The following is a 16,095-nucleotide window of genomic DNA, read 5'->3' as shown; positions in this document are numbered from 1 at the left end:
ACTTCGGTTGTCGCGATGACAGCACACTTCAGAGGATCCACGTGTACTCAACGGCTCCGCGCCCGCCGCTGGCCGACGCTCTGACCTGCGGCGATCCGGGGTCTGTTGGCGCCTCACGAAACTCAAGCAGCGCTTGAGTTTCCAGCGAAATGTGCTCGCCGCGTATACATTTTGAAGGTCCAAATGTGCCCTGCGCGGCACATACCCTCGGACAAAACCGCAGGTCAGCGGCCATGACACCCCGGCGCTCTCTTACTAAAGAGCAACGTGCCCACCGGCATCAGCCTCTGCCGAGTCCGTCGCTGCCCAGCCCCCCCCCGAAGGACGCATGCCACCTCCTGCACCCCACAACGCATGGCTGCCCTGATGCTCCCCCGCTGATGCCTCAGCCCACTCACCGTCACTTCACTGGAGCTGTACTTTTTGTGCTCCCTGCTCACTCCCACCCAGCCTCTCGTCAGGACAACTTGCCTCAGCCGCTCTGGTGAGGCCTGCGACCTACACCTCCGAAAGTCAGCCCCATTGGAGGGCTCGACGAAGGAGTGCGGTCAGTGGCCAGCCGCACCACCCACTCACCTCAACCACGCTTCAGGTCTTTGCATCACACCACCCGCAGCCGCCAACATTCACCGGCCACCCCGGCGGGGCACCGCAAGCCCGCCAGGGCTGAGGAGCTACCGACCCTGGGCGAGAGCGGAGCGATGTGGACGGTGAACTCATCTTCCAAGTTGGCCAGGCTTGCTACATGGAAATCGCACCTCAACCCGAAAATTCCGTCACACCGGCTGAAAACCGACCCACAAAATGGCACCGCCAAGCGGCGATCTCAAGCCTTCTGGTGTGAAGGGACGTTCCGCCCCCTGGAAGGCCTCCAGAAGGCCGCACGCGACCTTTCGACCGTTCAGAGGGTGCTGCAAGGCCCTTATTTCTGCGCGATGCAGCGATGCATGTGACTGAGCGCGATAGTTGGCCCTTGAGCACGACAGTTGACCCCTGAGCGTGATAATTGGACTGCGGGGTGGCGGCTGGGAGGGGAACCGCTCGCGATGATCCCGGAGCCCGTCAGTAGGCTCCAGCACCATGACCAGCGATATCGGCTTCACCTGCTCGTGCTGCGGGACCCAACATCCTGAGCTGCTGATGAACTACACGGCCGAGGCCCCGGCGGTGTGGGATCCGGCCTTCGCCAACGCTGATGACTGCCTGCTCTCCTCGGACCAGTGCGTGGTCCGCGGGCAGCACTACTTCGTCAAGGGCATGATCGAGATACCGGTCATCGGCAGCGACAAGGTGTTCTCCTGGGGCGTTTGGGTCTCGCTGAGCCGCGAGAGCTTCTCCCGGGCTGCGGATCTGTGGGACACCCCCGGCCGCGAGGCCGAGAAGCCGTACTTCGGCTGGCTCACCACTGACCTGCCGATCTACCCGACCACGACCCTCAACCTGAAGACGTACCTGCACACCCGCCCGGTCGGTGAGCGCCCCTTCGTCGAGCTCGAGCCCACCGACCATCCGCTCGCCGTCGAACAGCGCACGGGGGTCACCCTGGACCGCGTGCGACAGATAGCGACGGCTGTGCTCCACTCCGGTGACGGCGAGCAGCAGTGACGGCTGACGACTCCGTATCGCCGATCCCGGTTGGGCCCGCTGGCCTCAGCCGCAGAGCCCAGAGGTTCGTCGAGGTGGACGGTATCCGTCTCCATCGACGTGACATCCGGCGACACCGCGGTGCGTGGATCAGGCACGGGATCCCCGTTTAGGAGATCGAACGGGCCGCAGCCTTCCAGGACCGGTGGGGCGGCCTCGCCCTCCCGCCGGCACCGTTCTATGAGGGCGGCCCGCGCATCCTGGACGCCGACTGCCCCGAAGGATCGGCCGCAGAGGGCTGGTCATTCCGGCGGGGGGCTGCCGGGTGTCCATGGCCTACGGATTCATGATCGGCCCTGATGGGGCATTCGGAATCGACGCCTACCACTGGACGCCCCTGCATGCGAGCACGGACGGATGGGTGGAGTCCTTGGCGCTCGCCGTGCATGCCCGTCGCTGGGCCAAGATCACCACACGGCTCACGGGCAAGGCCGCCGCGGCATTGGACCTCGGCGGCTACGAGCCGGTGCCCGAAGTGCAGGGCGTGACCGATACCTGGTGGCGGGGCAAGGACTCGCTCGTCGCCCTGTACCGAGGTGAGGCCGTAGGCCTTGACGCCCCGCAATGCCTTGAAGCCCAAGGTTGGCCACAGCCTCAGTACCTGATCCATATCCCCGTGGTACTCCTCTGCCGACGTGAACTTGGTCCATGTAGCGTCAGCGCCGGGGGGATGAGATGAACTTCGACGAGAACGAACCGCAGTCTGTTCGAGAGGAGCGCTTCGCCGCAGAACGGGCCGAACGCAGAGAGGCACGCAGGACCGCGTTACTCGACTCGCGAGGAGCCCACCTCGGCGTGGCCATCGTGACCATCGCCCTGGTCCTCCTCACCTGGAACAGGAAGCTGGTCGCTCTGGGCGTCGTCGGCGGAGTCCTTCTGTTCTGGTTCTCCGCAGCCGTCGCATGGGCCTACGCCGACGGGGACCATGGCCGACACGCGCTCCAGCGTGCATACAACATCACTTTCGGATGGGGCGGTTGGTTCTGAGCACCAAGATCAGACCCAGGAATGGCGATTCGACGTTCGGGGCGTTGCCGTTCGTCGAACGATTCGCTTCGGGAACGCCAATCCCTCATCAGGCACCGCCGCGAGCAGAACACGGCGTCTGACCGCCGATCCACCCCGGCCACCCAACCCGTCCCGCACACGGGACACACCACCCGGCCCGACCCGCCCAACTCCGACTGCACCCGCCGCCGCAACCGACGCTCCCGCCGCCACGACCTGGCGCGACACGACGTCGAGCAGAACACCGCGTCCGACCGCGCGGCCGACCCAAGCCGGTCACCACACCCCCCGCACACCCGCTCCCCGGGCCGCCCGGATCCCTCAGACACCTCCCCAGCCTAGAACCCCAAGCCCGCCAAGAAGCGGGATATGGATCAGGTACTCAGTTCCGCGGGACGGCCCGGTGCCGACGCCTGGACAGCTGCCCGGGCAAGATGGGTACGAAGACCTGCCAGCCCTGAGTACGCCCGCGCAAGCGAGTCGGCGCCGGAGCCGATTGCCTCTACCCATGCACGAGACGACTCCCTTCCTGACCAGCGACCGCACCGCCGCGACCCCTGTCACCGACGTGGCGCTGCGGTGGGTCACGACCCTGGCAGCGGCCCTGATTCCGATGGCGTTTCTCTTCGGGGCCTTTGCCGGGATGGCCGCGGAGGCTCATCCTCGAACCGTGGCAGTCGTCACGGTTTGCTGGTTTGGGTCCTGGACGGCTACTCCACTGCTCGTGGCGGCCTTCTGGCTGAGCCGGGACCACCCGGCCCTGGCCAGGGCGGGCCGCTGGGCGGGGTGGGTCGCGCCGGTCCCACCGACGGTCACGATCCTGCTGACCCTTGGCCTGTAAACGGCGGCCCTGCAGCGAACGCGTATTGCCGCCCGCCGGTTCGTCAGCGAAGACAGGCCGTCTGATGGACGTTGCCCCTTTGCGCACGTCGCCAACGTCGTAATGGCCGACTGCAGGAGCATCACTCGGAGCTGGCAGCGAAGGCCCCGATGTTTCGTTGCGGAAGCACCGGGGCCGCAGTTCGGTCCGGTCGTACTGCCCCAGAGCGCTCTGGGCACCGGCCCTGACCCACGCACCCATGTCGGCGCGGACTACCCCAGACCCTAACGGGCCATCGCGCCAGCGACGTCAGGAACCTGCCACTCATCCGCGACCGGGAATCCGGCCGCTCGACCATCCACTCGGCGCGAACCATTTCTATCTCTCCCCGCGGAGTGCGGCCTGTCCCTAGTCGGCACGTGTTCCGCCGGACCGCCCCAGCCGTACTGCCCGAGGTCACTGCCTTGTCCCTCCTCCTCCTCCTCCTCCTCCTCCTCCTCCTCCTCCTCCCCCGCTGGAGAGCATTCACAGGCCTGACACCCCAACACTCCGCGTCGTGTCTCCGCCGATCCGGAGGCCGAAGCGTTCAACGCCTTGCCCCGGGCAGGGCCTGCCTCGCCGGACTTGATGCGATGGCGGTGGCAGGCCGCGGGCGTGATGCCGACAGCCCCCGGAGCAGGCGTAGGCACGCGAGAAGCCCAGCCTCCCTGATGGGGGGCTGGGCTTCCTTGCTTGAGCTGCGCCGGTGCATACGTCGCGTTGCCTTCTTGGGAAATGGCGGTCACCTGCCGGGCGTCCAGGAGCCAGGGGCTCGCCGCTTATAGCGCGCGTAGACGGTCCGCAACTTGCCCGAGGATCTCGGCCAGCTGGCGGCGCCCTTCCCGGGGGAGACCGCGGGAGAGATCGGCGAGCAGGCCTTCGGTGCTGCCGCTGCGCTCGATGTAGCGGTGGAGGAGGCGGGATCGCTGCTCTGGGCTCAACTCTGCGAGAGCCAGGTCCATGACGGCGATCCCGTCATGCCAGGGCACGACGGTCGTGCTGGTGACCTCCTGCTGCGGTGTGCCGGGCGCATCCAGCACGGTAGCGCCGACGGCTGCTGCTGCCGGGGCGGGCGCCGGCGGCACCTGGCGCTCCCCCGCAGGGTGCTGTGGCGTGCTTGTGTTTTGAGCCCCAGCGGACCGGTCGGGCTGGGGCACCGCTCGGACAGGCCCTCCTTCCGCTGCCTGGACCTGGTCGTCCTGCGGGGTGCTTACGGCGTAAGCACCCTCGTCGGGTGTCGGCTCACTTTTGGGACGCGACTTGGCGGCGGCACGGGCCGCGAGGGCCTCTTTGGCTGCCCCGTGCTGTTGTTGCTGCGGCAGCTGTCCCACCTGCCGGGCCACCTCGACAGGGAGGGTCTTGGCCTCAACGGCCTGCTGCAGCTCGGGGGTGAGCTTCAGCAGGGCGAGCCGTTGGGTTACCCAGCCGGAGGACTTATGCAGAGCCTTCGCGACCTGGCGCTGGGAGCCGTGCTTGGCCACCAACGTCTCCAGGGCCCGGGCTTGCTCGATGGGTTCCAGGTCCTTGTCGTGGACTGCCGCCACGAGTGCACTCTCGAGCAGTGTGTCGGCATCTTCCGCGAGTGAGCCATCGAGGTGGGCGGGAAGGTCGTCGAGCCCTGCCATGACCGCGGCGACCAGGCGCCGGTTGCCGGCGACGACGACGTACGCGGCGTCGCCGATGCTCTGCTCGTGGTCGGGGTGGGCGGTCAGGAAAGCCTGCCGGGTGACGACGGCTACGGGCTGGATGAGACCGCGGGCCGCGAGGCTGTCGGCGAGGTCCTCGATGTCCTGGAGTTCTTCGCGCGGGTAGTAAGAGTTGTGAGCCAGCGAGTCGGCGGAGTCCCCCAGCATGTCTGCCTTGCTCATACCGCCTTCACCGCCCGGGCGATCTTCCTCATCTGGTGCGACTGGTCGCAGTCAGGCGCGTAGTCCAGGAGCGGCCGTTGCTTGCGGACGGCTTCGCGCTGCTCCTTGAGGTCAGGCACCACGGCCAGGACGGGCGGGGTTCCGAGGGACTTCCACTTCTCCAGGGACGATGTGGCGATGTAGCCGCGGCGGGAGTCGAACTTGTTGACGACCAGGCCGATCTGCTCGATGACGATGTCGTAGTCGCGGGCCAGGGAGTCGGTCTGCTGGATGAGCATGCCGTAGGCCTGCGCGGAGGTGTCCTCGGCTTCGACCGGGATGACAAGGCCGGAGGAGCCGGGCTTCTCATCATCGCGCTGGCGGCCGTAGTAGAGCGCGGCGTCCATGGCCAGCCCGAGGCTCGGCGGAGAGTCGATGACGATGACGTCGAAGTGCTCTTCGATGGGCGCGAGTGCCCGCTCGAGACCCTCCGCATGAGCCGACAGCGCGAAAGGCTGGCACCTCGGATGAGGCGCCAGCCCTTCGTCCGCATCGCTCCCGCTCAGCCCTGGTGAGCTGCCAGCAGACGCTCCAGCAGCACCGTTCGCTGCTCCTCGTCCATTTTTTCGAAAACGAGGTCGGCTACGGCGTTTCCGTCGTCCCACCGCACCCTGGGCAGCTTGCGGATGTCCATCACCCAGGGGGCATCGTCCGGATCGGCGCCGTCAACAGCGACGTGGGAGTGGGCGGCGTCCAGCTCTGCGGAGAAGGGCTCTTCCTCCGTCGCGGTGGGGCTACTGCCGCCATCTGACGTCAGGTCCTCGGAGGGGCGTGCCGGCGGAACCGACGCGGCCGCCGGGGTGCTTACGGCGTAAGCACCCGCCGTGGATGCCGTACGGCGTGCTTTGGTCTGCTGGCGCTCGGCCAGTGCCTGGCTGGCCGCTTCCTGCTGCTGCTCGCTGGGCATCTGCCCCACGCGGCGGGCGACCTCAACCGGGAGGGTCTTGTCCTCCACCGCCTGCTTCAGGTCTGGGGTGAGCTTCAGCAGGGCCATGCGCTGGGTCACCCAGCCACTGGATTTGCCGAGGGCGCGGGCGACGGCCCGCTGCGAGCCGTGCACTGCGACGAGCCGCTGGAGCGCCCTGGCCTCGTCCATGGGGTCGAGGTTCTCGTGCTGGACTGCGGCGATGAGCGCGGTCTCTAGCAGTGTGTCCGCGTCCTCGGCGAAGGAGTCGTCGACGTGGACGGGGACGTCATCGAGTCCTGCCTGGTTAGCTGCAGCCAGCCGCCGGTTCCCGTCGACGACGATGTACCGGGCGTCGGCGAGCGCCTCCTCGTGCCCGGGATGAGCGGCGAGGAAGGCGGCACGGGTGACGACCGCGAGGGGCTGGATCACTCCGCGGGCGGCGAGGCTGTCGGCGAGCTCATCGACCTCCTTGAGCTCGTCGCGCGGGTTGTACGGGTTGTGGGCGAGGGCGCTGAGGGGAAGGCGACCCGACTCCGGGCTGTCCGGGGCGGGGGCTGTGGCCGACTGCTCCTGGCCGGCGAAGCGCGCGAAGGCGGCGGCGCGGCTGCTGATCGGCTGGGCCACGGCGTCGAAGGTTGCCGACTCCCCCAGCATGTCTGCCTTGCTCATACCGCCTTCACCGCCCGGGCGATCTTCCTCATCTGGTGCGACTGGTCGCAGTCAGGCGCGTAGTCCAGGAGCGGCCGTTGCTTGCGGACGGCTTCGCGCTGCTCCTTGAGGTCAGGCACCACGGCCAAGACGGGCGGGGTTCCGAGGGACTTCCACTTCTCCAGGGAGGATGTGGCGATGTAGCCGCGGCGGGAGTCGAACTTGTTGACGACCAGGCCGATCTGCTCGATGACGATGTCGTAGTCGCGGGCCAGGGAGTCGGTCTGCTGGATGAGCATGCCGTAGGCCTGCGCGGAGGTGTCCTCGGCTTCGACCGGGATGACAAGGCCGGAGGAGCCGGGCTTCTCATCATCGCGCTGGCGGCCGTAGTAGAGCGCGGCGTCCATGGCCAGCCCGAGGCTCGGCGGAGAGTCGATGACGATGACGTCGAAGTGCTCTTCGATGGGCGCGAGTGCCCGCTCGAGTGTGGCGTGGCGAGGGCCGCGGAAGACGGTGAGGCCGGAGTCGAGGAGGAAGGCGTCAAACGCTGCGGGAAGGATCCGCAGGCGGCCGCCGAACCGGTCACCCTCTATGGCCACGGTGAGGTCGATGAGCGAGTGCGTGGCCTGCTCGCGGTGGAGCATGTGGGTGATGAGGCTTTCTTCACCGGCCGGGATTGCCTTGAGCCCGAGCTGGTGGGAGAGGTGGCCTTGCGCGTCGTAGTCGACGAGCAGAACGCGCAGACCGTCAGCGGCCGCTTCCATCGCTCTCTCAAGCGCGTCTGCGTCCGCGATGGGGCCCTCGGCGAGGGCCTCGGCCAGCCCTGCCGACACGGCGGTCTTGCCGACCCCGCCCTTCTGGTTGCAGACGACGATGCGCCGCGTCTGCGGTTGGGCATCGAGGTCTGCAGGGTGTTCCACCAGCCAGAGTGCAACCGACTGGGCCAGTCCCTGGATGTAGGAGACACCGCGATCGCGGCAGTCCTCCTTGAAGGCGTCGTAGAGGCCTTCGGGCAGGAAGGTGCCGAAGGAGGCGGCACCGGCGGTGTTGACGGTGGGAAGCTGCTCGGAGCTGCTGCGCCAGGACTGGATGCCGGCGGTCACGGCGTCCTGCATGTCCGTCTGCAGCTGGGCTGCGCGGATCTTAAGGGCCTGCTGGAGGTAGGCGGGCAGCTTGGAGATCAGCTTCTCCCGCTCACCTCCCTGGTTCGGAGATGACATGCACGGCAGCATACTGCCGCCGAGCAGTATTTCTGGCGTTCCGTTAGGCGTGTTTTGCCTCCAAGTTGCGTTAGTTCCCTGTCCGGAGGGTCAACGAGCAACTCGCTGGTTGCTAGACAGGGTGCTTACGCCGTAAGCACCTACCAGGCCCCAGGCGTCCTTCCGAGGTGCTTACGGCGTAAGCACCGACCCCTCTCAGCGGACCTCGCCCAATCTGACCGAAGTTCGACGACAACCCGGTTCGTTCAGTTTGACCACATCTTGTGGAAGGCCGACCTCGGCTCCGCACCTCGCCACCTTGCCCCCAGCCGGTCGGCACCGACGGCCCACGGCGCTTTGTCTCTGGCGACGACCCCAGACGATGTGCTGCGGCCGGTGTCAGGGGCCCTGGATACGGTTGCCCGGTGAATGGATTGAATGCACCGGGCACCCCCGACGTGCCTGCCCAGCCCGACACCTTGTTGTCTCTCTTAGGCACCGACGAAGCGGCCGTCGCCTTCTTTACCGAGGTCGCGGACCTCGACGCGACGAACCCGGCCGACCACGAGCTGGAAGACGGGGTCCGCCTAGCCTCCGGGGCCCGGCTGGAGCAGTTCGCGCGGGCGGGCTCAGGGGACGCCTTCTGCTTCGTCGGCGAGGGCGGAGAAGAACGCCCAGTGGTGTACGTGAGCCTCGACGGCGAGGCCGGTCCGCTCGCTCTCGGACTGCCGGAGTTGGTGCGGCTATGTCTCGTGGCGCCGTGGTGGCGGGACGCTCCCGGACGGACAGCCGAGGAACTCCAGGCGGTCGCCGACGAGTACCGAAAGGACCTGCCAGACCTCGACCGGCGACGTGACCTCGCGGCCCGGGCGCTCGGCCTCGATCCAGCCGAACTTCTATCCGAAGCAGCAGCCCTGGCCCGGCTCGTCGAACTCTCGAGGGGACCGGTCGCGACGGCCTGTCTCATCGTCGGGTACGACGGCGATCCGCTTGATCCCCTCTTCGGCAGGCTCTTCGGCCCTGATATGCCACCCGCGACACGCGACTGATCTCACCCTCGGGGTGCTTACGCCGTAAGCACCCCGAACTCGCCACCACCAGTCCATGCCTGGGTGCTTACGGCGTAAGCACTCCTCGCCCCGGCTTCACTGTCCCCTCACGGAACGGGTGCTACGTGGTGATATCTCCCCCGCCAGGACGCCTTAAGGCATCTGCAGTCCGAGAGTCCCGACACCAAACGGGCCCTGTCCCCGGCGCGGCCGGGGACAGGGCTTCGAACGGTGCTCAGTCAGAGCGCCCGAGGCGTGTGCGGGCCAAGGTCCGCGCTGGAGACTACGGCCGTTGCCAGCAGCGCGAAGGCGTCACTCTCGTACGGGTCGCTGCAAATCGCGTGATCGCTTACGTCGCATCCGCTCGGAGACCGAACACCGGGCACCCGGCGGGAGTTTCAGCGCCGGTCGAACCAGGTGATGACGACCTGAAGTACAGGGTGGGCCAGTACGTCGATCACTCCTGTAGCGATGCCTGACAGGATCGCTTCAAGCACGTAGCGCTTCTCCTTCGGCCTGGTGGGGGAGGAGGGCTGTTCGGGCATGTCGTGCGTGGTTGTGTTCGTCATGGCGCCGAGATTGCGGATCCGTTGAGCATGCTGCGACATCGCATATCGAGATATGGGGCAAAGCTGCAGGCGAGGGCCGATACGGTCGGATCTCCGGAGCGGATCCGGACCGGAGAAAACCGGAGGTGGGGGTTGTCGCGGAACCAGGAACCGACTTCGGCCCGGGCGCAGCTCGCCCAACGTGTCCAGAGCTTGATCACGGCATCAGGCTTGACGCGTGAGGAGTTCGCGAGTCGCGCCACACAAGTTGAGCGGACACTGTCCAACCCGCCGCCGAGGGTGCCGGTCTTCAACGAGAAGCGGCTCGGGGAATGGTGCGCCGGCAGGCATGTGCCCAGCCAGCGGGTGATGGACACACTCGTTCACACGGCCGAGAGGGCGCGCAGGGAGCGGAGGCTTTCTCCTCTGCAGGTCGGGGCGCACATCCTGTCGATCGACCGGTGCCGCGAGTTGCGTCAGAGGGCTCAAGAGGAAAGGGCCTCGGTGGCCTCGGCTCCGTCCCTGTCACCGGAGGTGGCGCCCGCCAGGTTGGGATTGCCACTCGTTCAGCTCGACCCGGTTCAGCATCTGCAGGTGCACCAGGCCATTGCGGTTGATCGCCGTACGCCGTCCACCGATGGGCCTGGGCAGCTGCCGCAGTACGTGCTACGGGCTCATGACGGTCGGCTTCAATACGAAGTGGCTCAGGTGGTGGCCGGCCAGAGCCGTCTGGTGGTGTTGGTGGGGGACTCATCGACCGGCAAGTCCCGAGCCTTGTGGGAAGCCGTCACTCGACTACCGGCGGGGTGGCTGGTCTGGCGGCCGAGTGACCGTGCCGATCTCCTGCAGGGGCTACGGAGTCAGCATCAGCTGACTCACACCGTGCTCTGGCTCAATGAACTCGAGCGCTACCTTCTCCCCCACGGCCAACCGGACCCCGGCGGACGGGCAGCCAGTGCCTTGATGTCGTTGATGCACGAGGCCGGCCGGGGACCCGTACTGGTCCTGGGCACGCTGTGGCACAGGCACCACACCACTCTCGCTCAGCGTCCCAGCGGCTCCCAGCAGCACGACCCCCACCAGCAAGCACGCACGTTGCTGGACGGTTCCACCCTCACAGTGGCTGAATGCTTCACCTCCGAGGACTTGAGCACGCTGCAGGGCCTCGCTGCGGACGATCCGAGACTGGCCGAGGCCTTGGCCAACGGCGGCAGCAGGATCACGCAGTACCTCGCCGGAGCCCGCGAGTTGGTAGCCCGGTACGAACAGGCATCACCGGAGACCCGCGCTGTACTTGACGCCGCAGCCGACGCCCGCCGCCTGGGACACGGCGAGTTGCTTCCGGAAGTCTTTCTCCGCGCGGCAGCCAGCTCCTACCTCCACCTCGACTACTGGCGGACCCAGACCTCGCAGTGGCGGCAGACGTGGTTCGAACGCGCCGTGCACGTCACCGATCAGGCATGCCGGGGAATCCCGGGCCCTCTCACACAGGAAGTGGCTCCCCCCGGTCAGCCGAACAGCGTCGAGCCTCCGTACCGGCTGGCTGACTACCTACAGGCTCACACCGCGCGCACGAGGCGCGGCGAGTGCCCGCCGGCCGGCTTCTGGGGTGCCGCGGCTGAGCACCTTACGGAGCCGGCTGTTCTCATGTCGCTTGCCCGTGCCGCCCATCAACGTCAGCGACTGCAGATTGCAGACCGCCTCTATCAAGCGGCGGTGGAGTACGGGCACAGCGATGCGCTGTACGACTTGGCGCTGTTGCGGGAGAAGGTTGGCGACCACGGCGGCGCGGACGGTTATGCTCTGCGATCTGTTCGTCATGGCAGCGGGCGAGCCGTGTCCGAAGTGGCTGAGATGCGGCAGGACGCTGATGACTGGAGAGGGGCCGAGCGGCTCTACGTGAAGGCCGCTCAGGTCGGTGACACGTGGGCTCTGTGCTGTCTGGCACGGTTGCGACGGGAAGCAGGAGACTGGACCGAGGCTGAGCACTACGCCCAGCAGGCCGCCGCGCTGGGCGACACCCGCGCATTGCGCGAACTCGCCAGGCTGACGGATGACCTGGGCAGCGCTGAACACTTCGCGTTGATGGCCGCCGACCTGGGGGACACACTCGTCCTGAGAACGCTCGCCCGACAGCACGAGGCGACAGATCCCAAGAAGGCAGAGCGGCTATACCGGTCTGCTGGGGACCGCGGAGATGGCGAGGCTCTGCGCGGCCTTGCCACGATGCGTCAGCAAAGCGGGGACAGAAGCGGTGCCCAGAAGCTGTATCACGAAGCTGCCGATCTCGGCGATACCGAAGCCATGCAAAAGCTCGCACTGAGATACAAAGAGGCGGGTGACGCGCAGGCCGCGGATCGAATGTACCGCCGGGCTGCCGAGCACGGGGACATGCTGGCACTGGGGATTCTCGCCTTAAGGCGGGAGAGGGCCGGGGACCGGGAAGGCGCCGAAGAGTGCGCCCGCGAAGCCGCCAGCCAGGGGGCCGCGGATGCTGTGTGGCTCTTCGTGCAGGAGCGGGAAATGGGCGGCGATCCCCGCGGTGCCGAGGACTATGCCCATCGCTGTGCGCGCGAGGGAGATGCCACGGTTCTGTGGTACCTCATCCAACGACGTGAGTGGATGGGGGACCGGGACGGCGCCGAACGTTTGTACCGCTGCCTCGTCAACCGGGGAGAGACCAGCGGAGTGCTGGGCCTGCTGCGACTGCGTGAATGGGACGGGGATCGCGAGGGTGCCGAGACCTACGCCTTCCAAGCCGCCGGCCAAGGTCACCCCGAGGCCTTGCGACTTCTCATCCAACTGCGACAAGCGGCGGGTGCCGACAAGGATGCAGAGCGGCTGGCGCACGAGGCAGCCGACCGAGGCGACACGGCCCCCTTGCTGAGCACAGCGAATCGGCGCGAAAAGAGCGGGGATGGAAAAGGCGCTGAGCGGCTCTACCGGATAGCTGCGGATCGAGGCGACGCCAAGGCTCTCCTGGCCTTGGGCCGGCTGCGTGAGGCTGTCGGGGACCACGATGCGGCCGACGAACTGTACTGCCAGGCGGCGGAAGGTGGCTGCCGGTGGGACGTGCATCTCCTGGCTCTGGGCCGTGAGGGTGACGGGGACCGAGAAGGCGCTCTGCGTCTGTACCGGAAGCTCGTCGACGATGGAGACCCCTGGCCTCTGCGATGCCTGGCGCGGATTCAGGAGGCAGACGGAGACAGTGACGGAGCCGAGCGTCTTTACCGCCGAGCAGCTGACTACGGGGGTGTGTCGTCAGAAATAGCGCGGCAGCGCTGGCCGTTCGGGCTGGATGCGAGCGGCAAACCCGTTGGGCAATGGTGGTGAAGTCTGCCCTCACCCTAGTGTCCTGAGTCGGAGATTCGTCGTTGGTCTGGTGTGAGTCGTCCTGGACCGAAGATCCCCCCGGTGGTACTTACCGATGCCGAGCGGGCGATGTTGCAGTCGTGGGTGCGTCGTCGTTCGAGTGCCCAGTCGTTGGCGTTGCGATCGCGGATCGTCCTGGAGAGTGCGGACGGTCACGCGATCGCGGAGGTCGCCCGACGGCTGGGCGTCACCACGGACACCGTCCGAGCCTGGCGGCGGCGGTTTCTTGAACGTCGGCTGGATGGTTTGTGCGACGAGCCGCGGCCGGGGGTCCCACGAAAGATCACCGACGCTGATGTCGAACGGGTCATCGTGAAGACGCTGGAGGAGACGCCGAAGGACGCGACGCACTGGTCGACCCGATCGATGGCCGCAGCAACCGGGGTGTCACAGTCGGCGATCTCCCGGATCTGGCGGGCGTTCGCCCTCCAGCCCCACCGGGCCGAGACGTTCAAGCTGTCGAAGGACCCGCTGTTCATCGACAAGGTCCGTGACGTGGTCGGCCTGTATCTCGATCCGCCGGAGCGGGCTCTGGTGCTCTGTGTGGACGAGAAGTCGCAGATCCAGGCCCTGGACCGGTCTCAGCCGGTCTTGCCGATGATGCCCGGGGTGCCCGAACGCCGCAGCCACGACTACGTTCGCGCGGGCACCACCACGTTGTTTGCCGCCCTGGACACCGCGACCGGCAAGGTCATCGGCTCACTCCACCGCCGCCACCGGGCGGTGGAGTTCAAGAAGTTCCTGGCCAAGCTCGACAAGGAGGTGCCCGCCAGCCTCGAGGTCCACCTGATCCTCGACAACTACGTCACCCACAAGGTCCCGGCCGTCAAGAAGTGGCTGGCCACCCACCCTCGGTTCCACCTGCACTTCACCCCGACCGGGTCCTCGTGGCTGAACGTGGTCGAGCGGTGGTTTGCCGAACTCACCACGAAGAAACTCCGCCGCGGCGTCCACCGCTCGGTCCAGGTCCTCGAACGCGACATCCGGGCATGGCTCGCCGACTGGAACGAAGAACCCCGGCCGTTCGTCTGGACGAAGACTGCCGACGAGATCCTCGACAAGGTCGCCGCTTACTGCCGACGAATCTCCGACTCAGGACACTAGTAGTGCTTCGTTAGCGACCGCGTGGACCGCCCAGCTGGTCAACGGCACGACGGTGGTTGTCAGTAAGAGGGCGCGCTGGCCGATCCGGCCCTGAACGCGCAGGAGGGACGACATACCTGGGTTTTCCCTCTCGTCTCGTACGGGATGGATGGGCCCGAGACAGCCGTCAAGCCGCCAAGCAGAGCGACTGTCCCGGGGCAGAGCTACAGCGCGACGTCGCTGCGGGTGGTCCAGCTGACGGGGTTGTGCCAGAGGCCGGCCCGCGCGGCGGGCCACTCCATCTGCCAGCCGGAAGCCCACGCGCTCCCCAACTGTCCGGCTTCTTGCCGGGGAGACCTCGAGTCCGGCCGTGTGCGCGGCGAGCGCGGCGTCATACACCTCGCGCGCGAGGCGTAGGGCCGCGGCGGGGGAGTCAGCGACGCAGGTGAAGACGTGCACACCGTGCCGGTCGGGGTGGTGGGTGTCGTGTATGGGGACGTCGACCTCGTAGATCCGCAGGCGCATGACGTCCAGCTCCTCTCTGTGCTCGGTGGTGAGCCACCGAGACCGCCCCGGCCCCGGGCGGATCGCCAGGGGTCGGGGCGGCGCGGCGCCCCCGGACTCGTCGGCTGGCATGAGTGGCTCGTCGCTCGACGAGGTGCCCGGCGACGGCGGCGGCCAGGAGTCGGGATGGGCCGGGTTCAGCTACCCGACGACGGGCCGCAGTGCTTGGCGTGGTATCGGGCGGAGCTGTGGGCCACTGTCTCGGCGACGGCGGGCGGCACGTCGCTGGTGTTCTCGTCGGTGCCACAGCCGGTGCAGGGTATTCGGTAGGCGCCCCAGGAGTCGGGGCCGACCACTTCCGTGCGGGCGCCTCCAGTGGTGGGGTAGCCGGGTGTTTCGAGCACAGGTGGCATCGCGTACGTGCCCCATGGGTCGGGGCCGTCCACTGGTAAGGGAGTCATGGTCATCGGCTGCTCCTGATCGGCGCGACAGTCAGCTCGGGCGGGCGCTCGGGGTCGGGTGTGCGGCAAGGGTGCGCCTGCGGGACAGCGCGCGGCGCTCGGTCCAGGTGGCGGCCGCGGTGGCGGGGTGGATGCCGCGCAGGGCCTCGGTGTAGAGCCACCGGTCGCGCTGTTCGTCTGAGAGGCCGGTGGCGTATCCGGCGTTTGTGAGGGCCTGCCAGGTGGTGGCTCCGTGTTGAGCTCGGCAGGTTGTGCACAGCGGCTGGGTGGTGGGCCGGGGTCGGTCATCTGGCAGCCGGGGCTGCATGTCCAGGCCGTGGTACAGCCGCAGCCGAAGCACGCACCAGGGTCAGTGATGCCGGCGCGGACCTTGTACAGGCTGACCCGGTAGTCGTCGGCGGATGGCCATCGGGTTTGGCAGTGGCGGCAGGTGCGGACGCGGGAGTAGCCGGCGCGGCCCGGACTGATGGCGGTGTCGCTGGTCCGGCTGGCCCGCCCGCAGGCCGGGCATTCCTCCTGGACCGCCATGTCCTCGGTCTCCAGCCAGTCGACCGAGACCAGGGTGACCGGCAGGGCGTGCATCGCCTCGGGGCTGGTCAACTCGGTGTGCCATGGGCAGCTGTCACCGCCAGGGACCGCGCGGGCCCACGTCTTCGTCACGCCGAACGGGACCAGGTCCTCGAGTTCGCTGCCGGGCAGGATCCGCTGGCCGTAGACACGACGGTACTGGGCGGACGTCGCGGCCAGGATGCTGCGCGCGCCTGGGTGCCCGAGCATGAGCAGGGTGCCGCAGTCCTCCTCGATGGCCACGACGGGGATGCCGTAGAGGTGGGTGAAGCCGGATGCCGTGCTCAGCGGGAAGGCTTGGGCGGCGTTGGTGAGCGTGGTCATGGGGATGCCTCCGTT

Annotated in this window: 13 protein-coding genes and 1 pseudogene; 8 read left to right on the top strand and 6 right to left on the bottom strand. The window is 67.6% G+C overall.

What is annotated here, in order from left to right:
* Positions 1–551: 551 nt before the first annotated feature.
* The 5 genes and pseudogenes from ACFYXK_RS31455 to ACFYXK_RS31435 all read left to right on the top strand — a co-directional run bounded on the left by ACFYXK_RS31455 (position 552) and on the right by ACFYXK_RS31435 (position 3,493).
* Positions 552–953, top strand: coding sequence for a hypothetical protein (locus ACFYXK_RS31455; protein WP_389414239.1), 402 nt, complete (start codon positions 552–554; stop codon positions 951–953).
* Positions 954–1,140: 187 nt separating this feature from the next.
* Positions 1,141–1,605, top strand: coding sequence for a DUF2199 domain-containing protein (locus ACFYXK_RS31450; RefSeq protein WP_389414254.1), 465 nt, complete (start codon positions 1,141–1,143; stop codon positions 1,603–1,605).
* Positions 1,602–2,323, top strand: a pseudogene (locus ACFYXK_RS31445) (hypothetical protein). The gene ACFYXK_RS31450 and the pseudogene ACFYXK_RS31445 overlap by 4 nt, the downstream one beginning before the upstream one ends.
* Positions 2,320–2,631, top strand: coding sequence for a hypothetical protein (locus ACFYXK_RS31440; protein ID WP_389414238.1), 312 nt, complete (start codon positions 2,320–2,322; stop codon positions 2,629–2,631). The pseudogene ACFYXK_RS31445 and the gene ACFYXK_RS31440 overlap by 4 nt, the downstream one beginning before the upstream one ends.
* Before the next feature lie 529 nt (positions 2,632–3,160).
* Positions 3,161–3,493, top strand: a complete 333-nt coding sequence (locus tag ACFYXK_RS31435; RefSeq protein WP_389414237.1) for a hypothetical protein — start codon at positions 3,161–3,163, stop codon at positions 3,491–3,493.
* Positions 3,494–4,290: 797 nt separating this feature from the next.
* Here ACFYXK_RS31435 and ACFYXK_RS31430 read toward each other — a convergent pair.
* From ACFYXK_RS31430 to ACFYXK_RS31415, 4 genes are read right to left on the bottom strand one after another with little or no spacing between them, the layout of a single operon-like run.
* Positions 4,291–5,379, bottom strand: a complete 1,089-nt coding sequence (locus ACFYXK_RS31430; RefSeq protein ID WP_389414236.1) for a ParB/RepB/Spo0J family partition protein — start codon at positions 5,377–5,379, stop codon at positions 4,291–4,293.
* The gene (locus ACFYXK_RS31425) at positions 5,376–6,023 is read right to left on the bottom strand and encodes a ParA family protein (RefSeq protein ID WP_389414235.1); all 648 of its coding nucleotides are present in this window, start codon (positions 6,021–6,023) and stop codon (positions 5,376–5,378) included. Before ACFYXK_RS31425 ends, ACFYXK_RS31430 begins: the two co-directional genes overlap by 4 nt.
* Complete coding sequence (locus tag ACFYXK_RS31420) at positions 5,921–6,994, bottom strand: ParB/RepB/Spo0J family partition protein (RefSeq protein ID WP_389414234.1); 1,074 nt, start codon at positions 6,992–6,994, stop codon at positions 5,921–5,923. The genes ACFYXK_RS31425 and ACFYXK_RS31420 overlap by 103 nt, the downstream gene beginning before the upstream one ends.
* Complete coding sequence (locus ACFYXK_RS31415; RefSeq protein WP_389414233.1) at positions 6,991–8,193, bottom strand: ParA family protein; 1,203 nt, start codon at positions 8,191–8,193, stop codon at positions 6,991–6,993. Before ACFYXK_RS31415 ends, ACFYXK_RS31420 begins: the two co-directional genes overlap by 4 nt.
* Positions 8,194–8,597: 404 nt before the next feature.
* Between ACFYXK_RS31415 and ACFYXK_RS31410 the strand changes: the two genes are divergently transcribed.
* Positions 8,598–9,221: a hypothetical protein gene (locus ACFYXK_RS31410; protein ID WP_389414232.1), complete on the top strand. Its 624-nt coding sequence runs from the start codon at positions 8,598–8,600 to the stop codon at positions 9,219–9,221.
* A 398-nt stretch (positions 9,222–9,619) separates the two neighbouring features.
* On the opposite strand, the gene ACFYXK_RS31405 is transcribed toward ACFYXK_RS31410, so the two are convergent.
* Positions 9,620–9,790 (bottom strand): hypothetical protein, encoded by a 171-nt coding sequence (locus ACFYXK_RS31405; protein ID WP_389414231.1) that lies wholly within the window; start codon positions 9,788–9,790, stop codon positions 9,620–9,622.
* Positions 9,791–10,000: 210 nt separating this feature from the next.
* Here ACFYXK_RS31405 and ACFYXK_RS31400 point away from each other — a divergent pair, with 210 nt between their 5' ends.
* On the top strand, positions 10,001–13,102 hold the full coding sequence (locus tag ACFYXK_RS31400; RefSeq protein ID WP_389414230.1) for a hypothetical protein: 3,102 nt from the start codon (positions 10,001–10,003) through the stop codon (positions 13,100–13,102).
* A gap of 108 nt (positions 13,103–13,210) precedes the next feature.
* The gene (locus ACFYXK_RS31395) at positions 13,211–14,245 is read left to right on the top strand and encodes an IS630 family transposase (RefSeq protein WP_389414253.1); all 1,035 of its coding nucleotides are present in this window, start codon (positions 13,211–13,213) and stop codon (positions 14,243–14,245) included.
* 680 nt (positions 14,246–14,925) lie between these two features.
* Here the strand turns inward: ACFYXK_RS31395 and ACFYXK_RS31390 are convergent.
* Complete coding sequence (locus ACFYXK_RS31390; protein WP_389414229.1) at positions 14,926–16,080, bottom strand: hypothetical protein; 1,155 nt, start codon at positions 16,078–16,080, stop codon at positions 14,926–14,928.
* Between the last annotated feature and the right edge of the window lie 15 nt (positions 16,081–16,095).

It is taken from the genome of Streptomyces sp. NPDC002209, from assembly GCF_042890265.1.
GTDB lineage: Bacteria > Actinomycetota > Actinomycetes > Streptomycetales > Streptomycetaceae > Streptomyces.
This window is presented reverse-complemented; position numbering and strand designations above follow the sequence as displayed.

Bases quoted from the DNA above. Each gene is read 5' to 3' on its own strand.
- ACFYXK_RS31440 (WP_389414238.1), top strand. From the start codon at position 2,320: ATGAACTTCGACGAGAACGAACCGCAGTCTGTTCGAGAGGAGCGCTTC.
- ACFYXK_RS31405 (WP_389414231.1), bottom strand. From the start codon at position 9,790: ATGACGAACACAACCACGCACGACATGCCCGAACAGCCCTCCTCCCCC.
- ACFYXK_RS31420 (WP_389414234.1), bottom strand. From the start codon at position 6,994: ATGAGCAAGGCAGACATGCTGGGGGAGTCGGCAACCTTCGACGCCGTG.
- ACFYXK_RS31390 (WP_389414229.1), bottom strand. From the start codon at position 16,080: ATGACCACGCTCACCAACGCCGCCCAAGCCTTCCCGCTGAGCACGGCA.
- ACFYXK_RS31450 (WP_389414254.1), top strand. From the start codon at position 1,141: ATGAACTACACGGCCGAGGCCCCGGCGGTGTGGGATCCGGCCTTCGCC.
- ACFYXK_RS31395 (WP_389414253.1), top strand. From the start codon at position 13,211: ATGTTGCAGTCGTGGGTGCGTCGTCGTTCGAGTGCCCAGTCGTTGGCG.
- ACFYXK_RS31435 (WP_389414237.1), top strand. From the start codon at position 3,161: ATGCACGAGACGACTCCCTTCCTGACCAGCGACCGCACCGCCGCGACC.
- ACFYXK_RS31430 (WP_389414236.1), bottom strand. From the start codon at position 5,379: ATGAGCAAGGCAGACATGCTGGGGGACTCCGCCGACTCGCTGGCTCAC.
- ACFYXK_RS31415 (WP_389414233.1), bottom strand. From the start codon at position 8,193: ATGTCATCTCCGAACCAGGGAGGTGAGCGGGAGAAGCTGATCTCCAAG.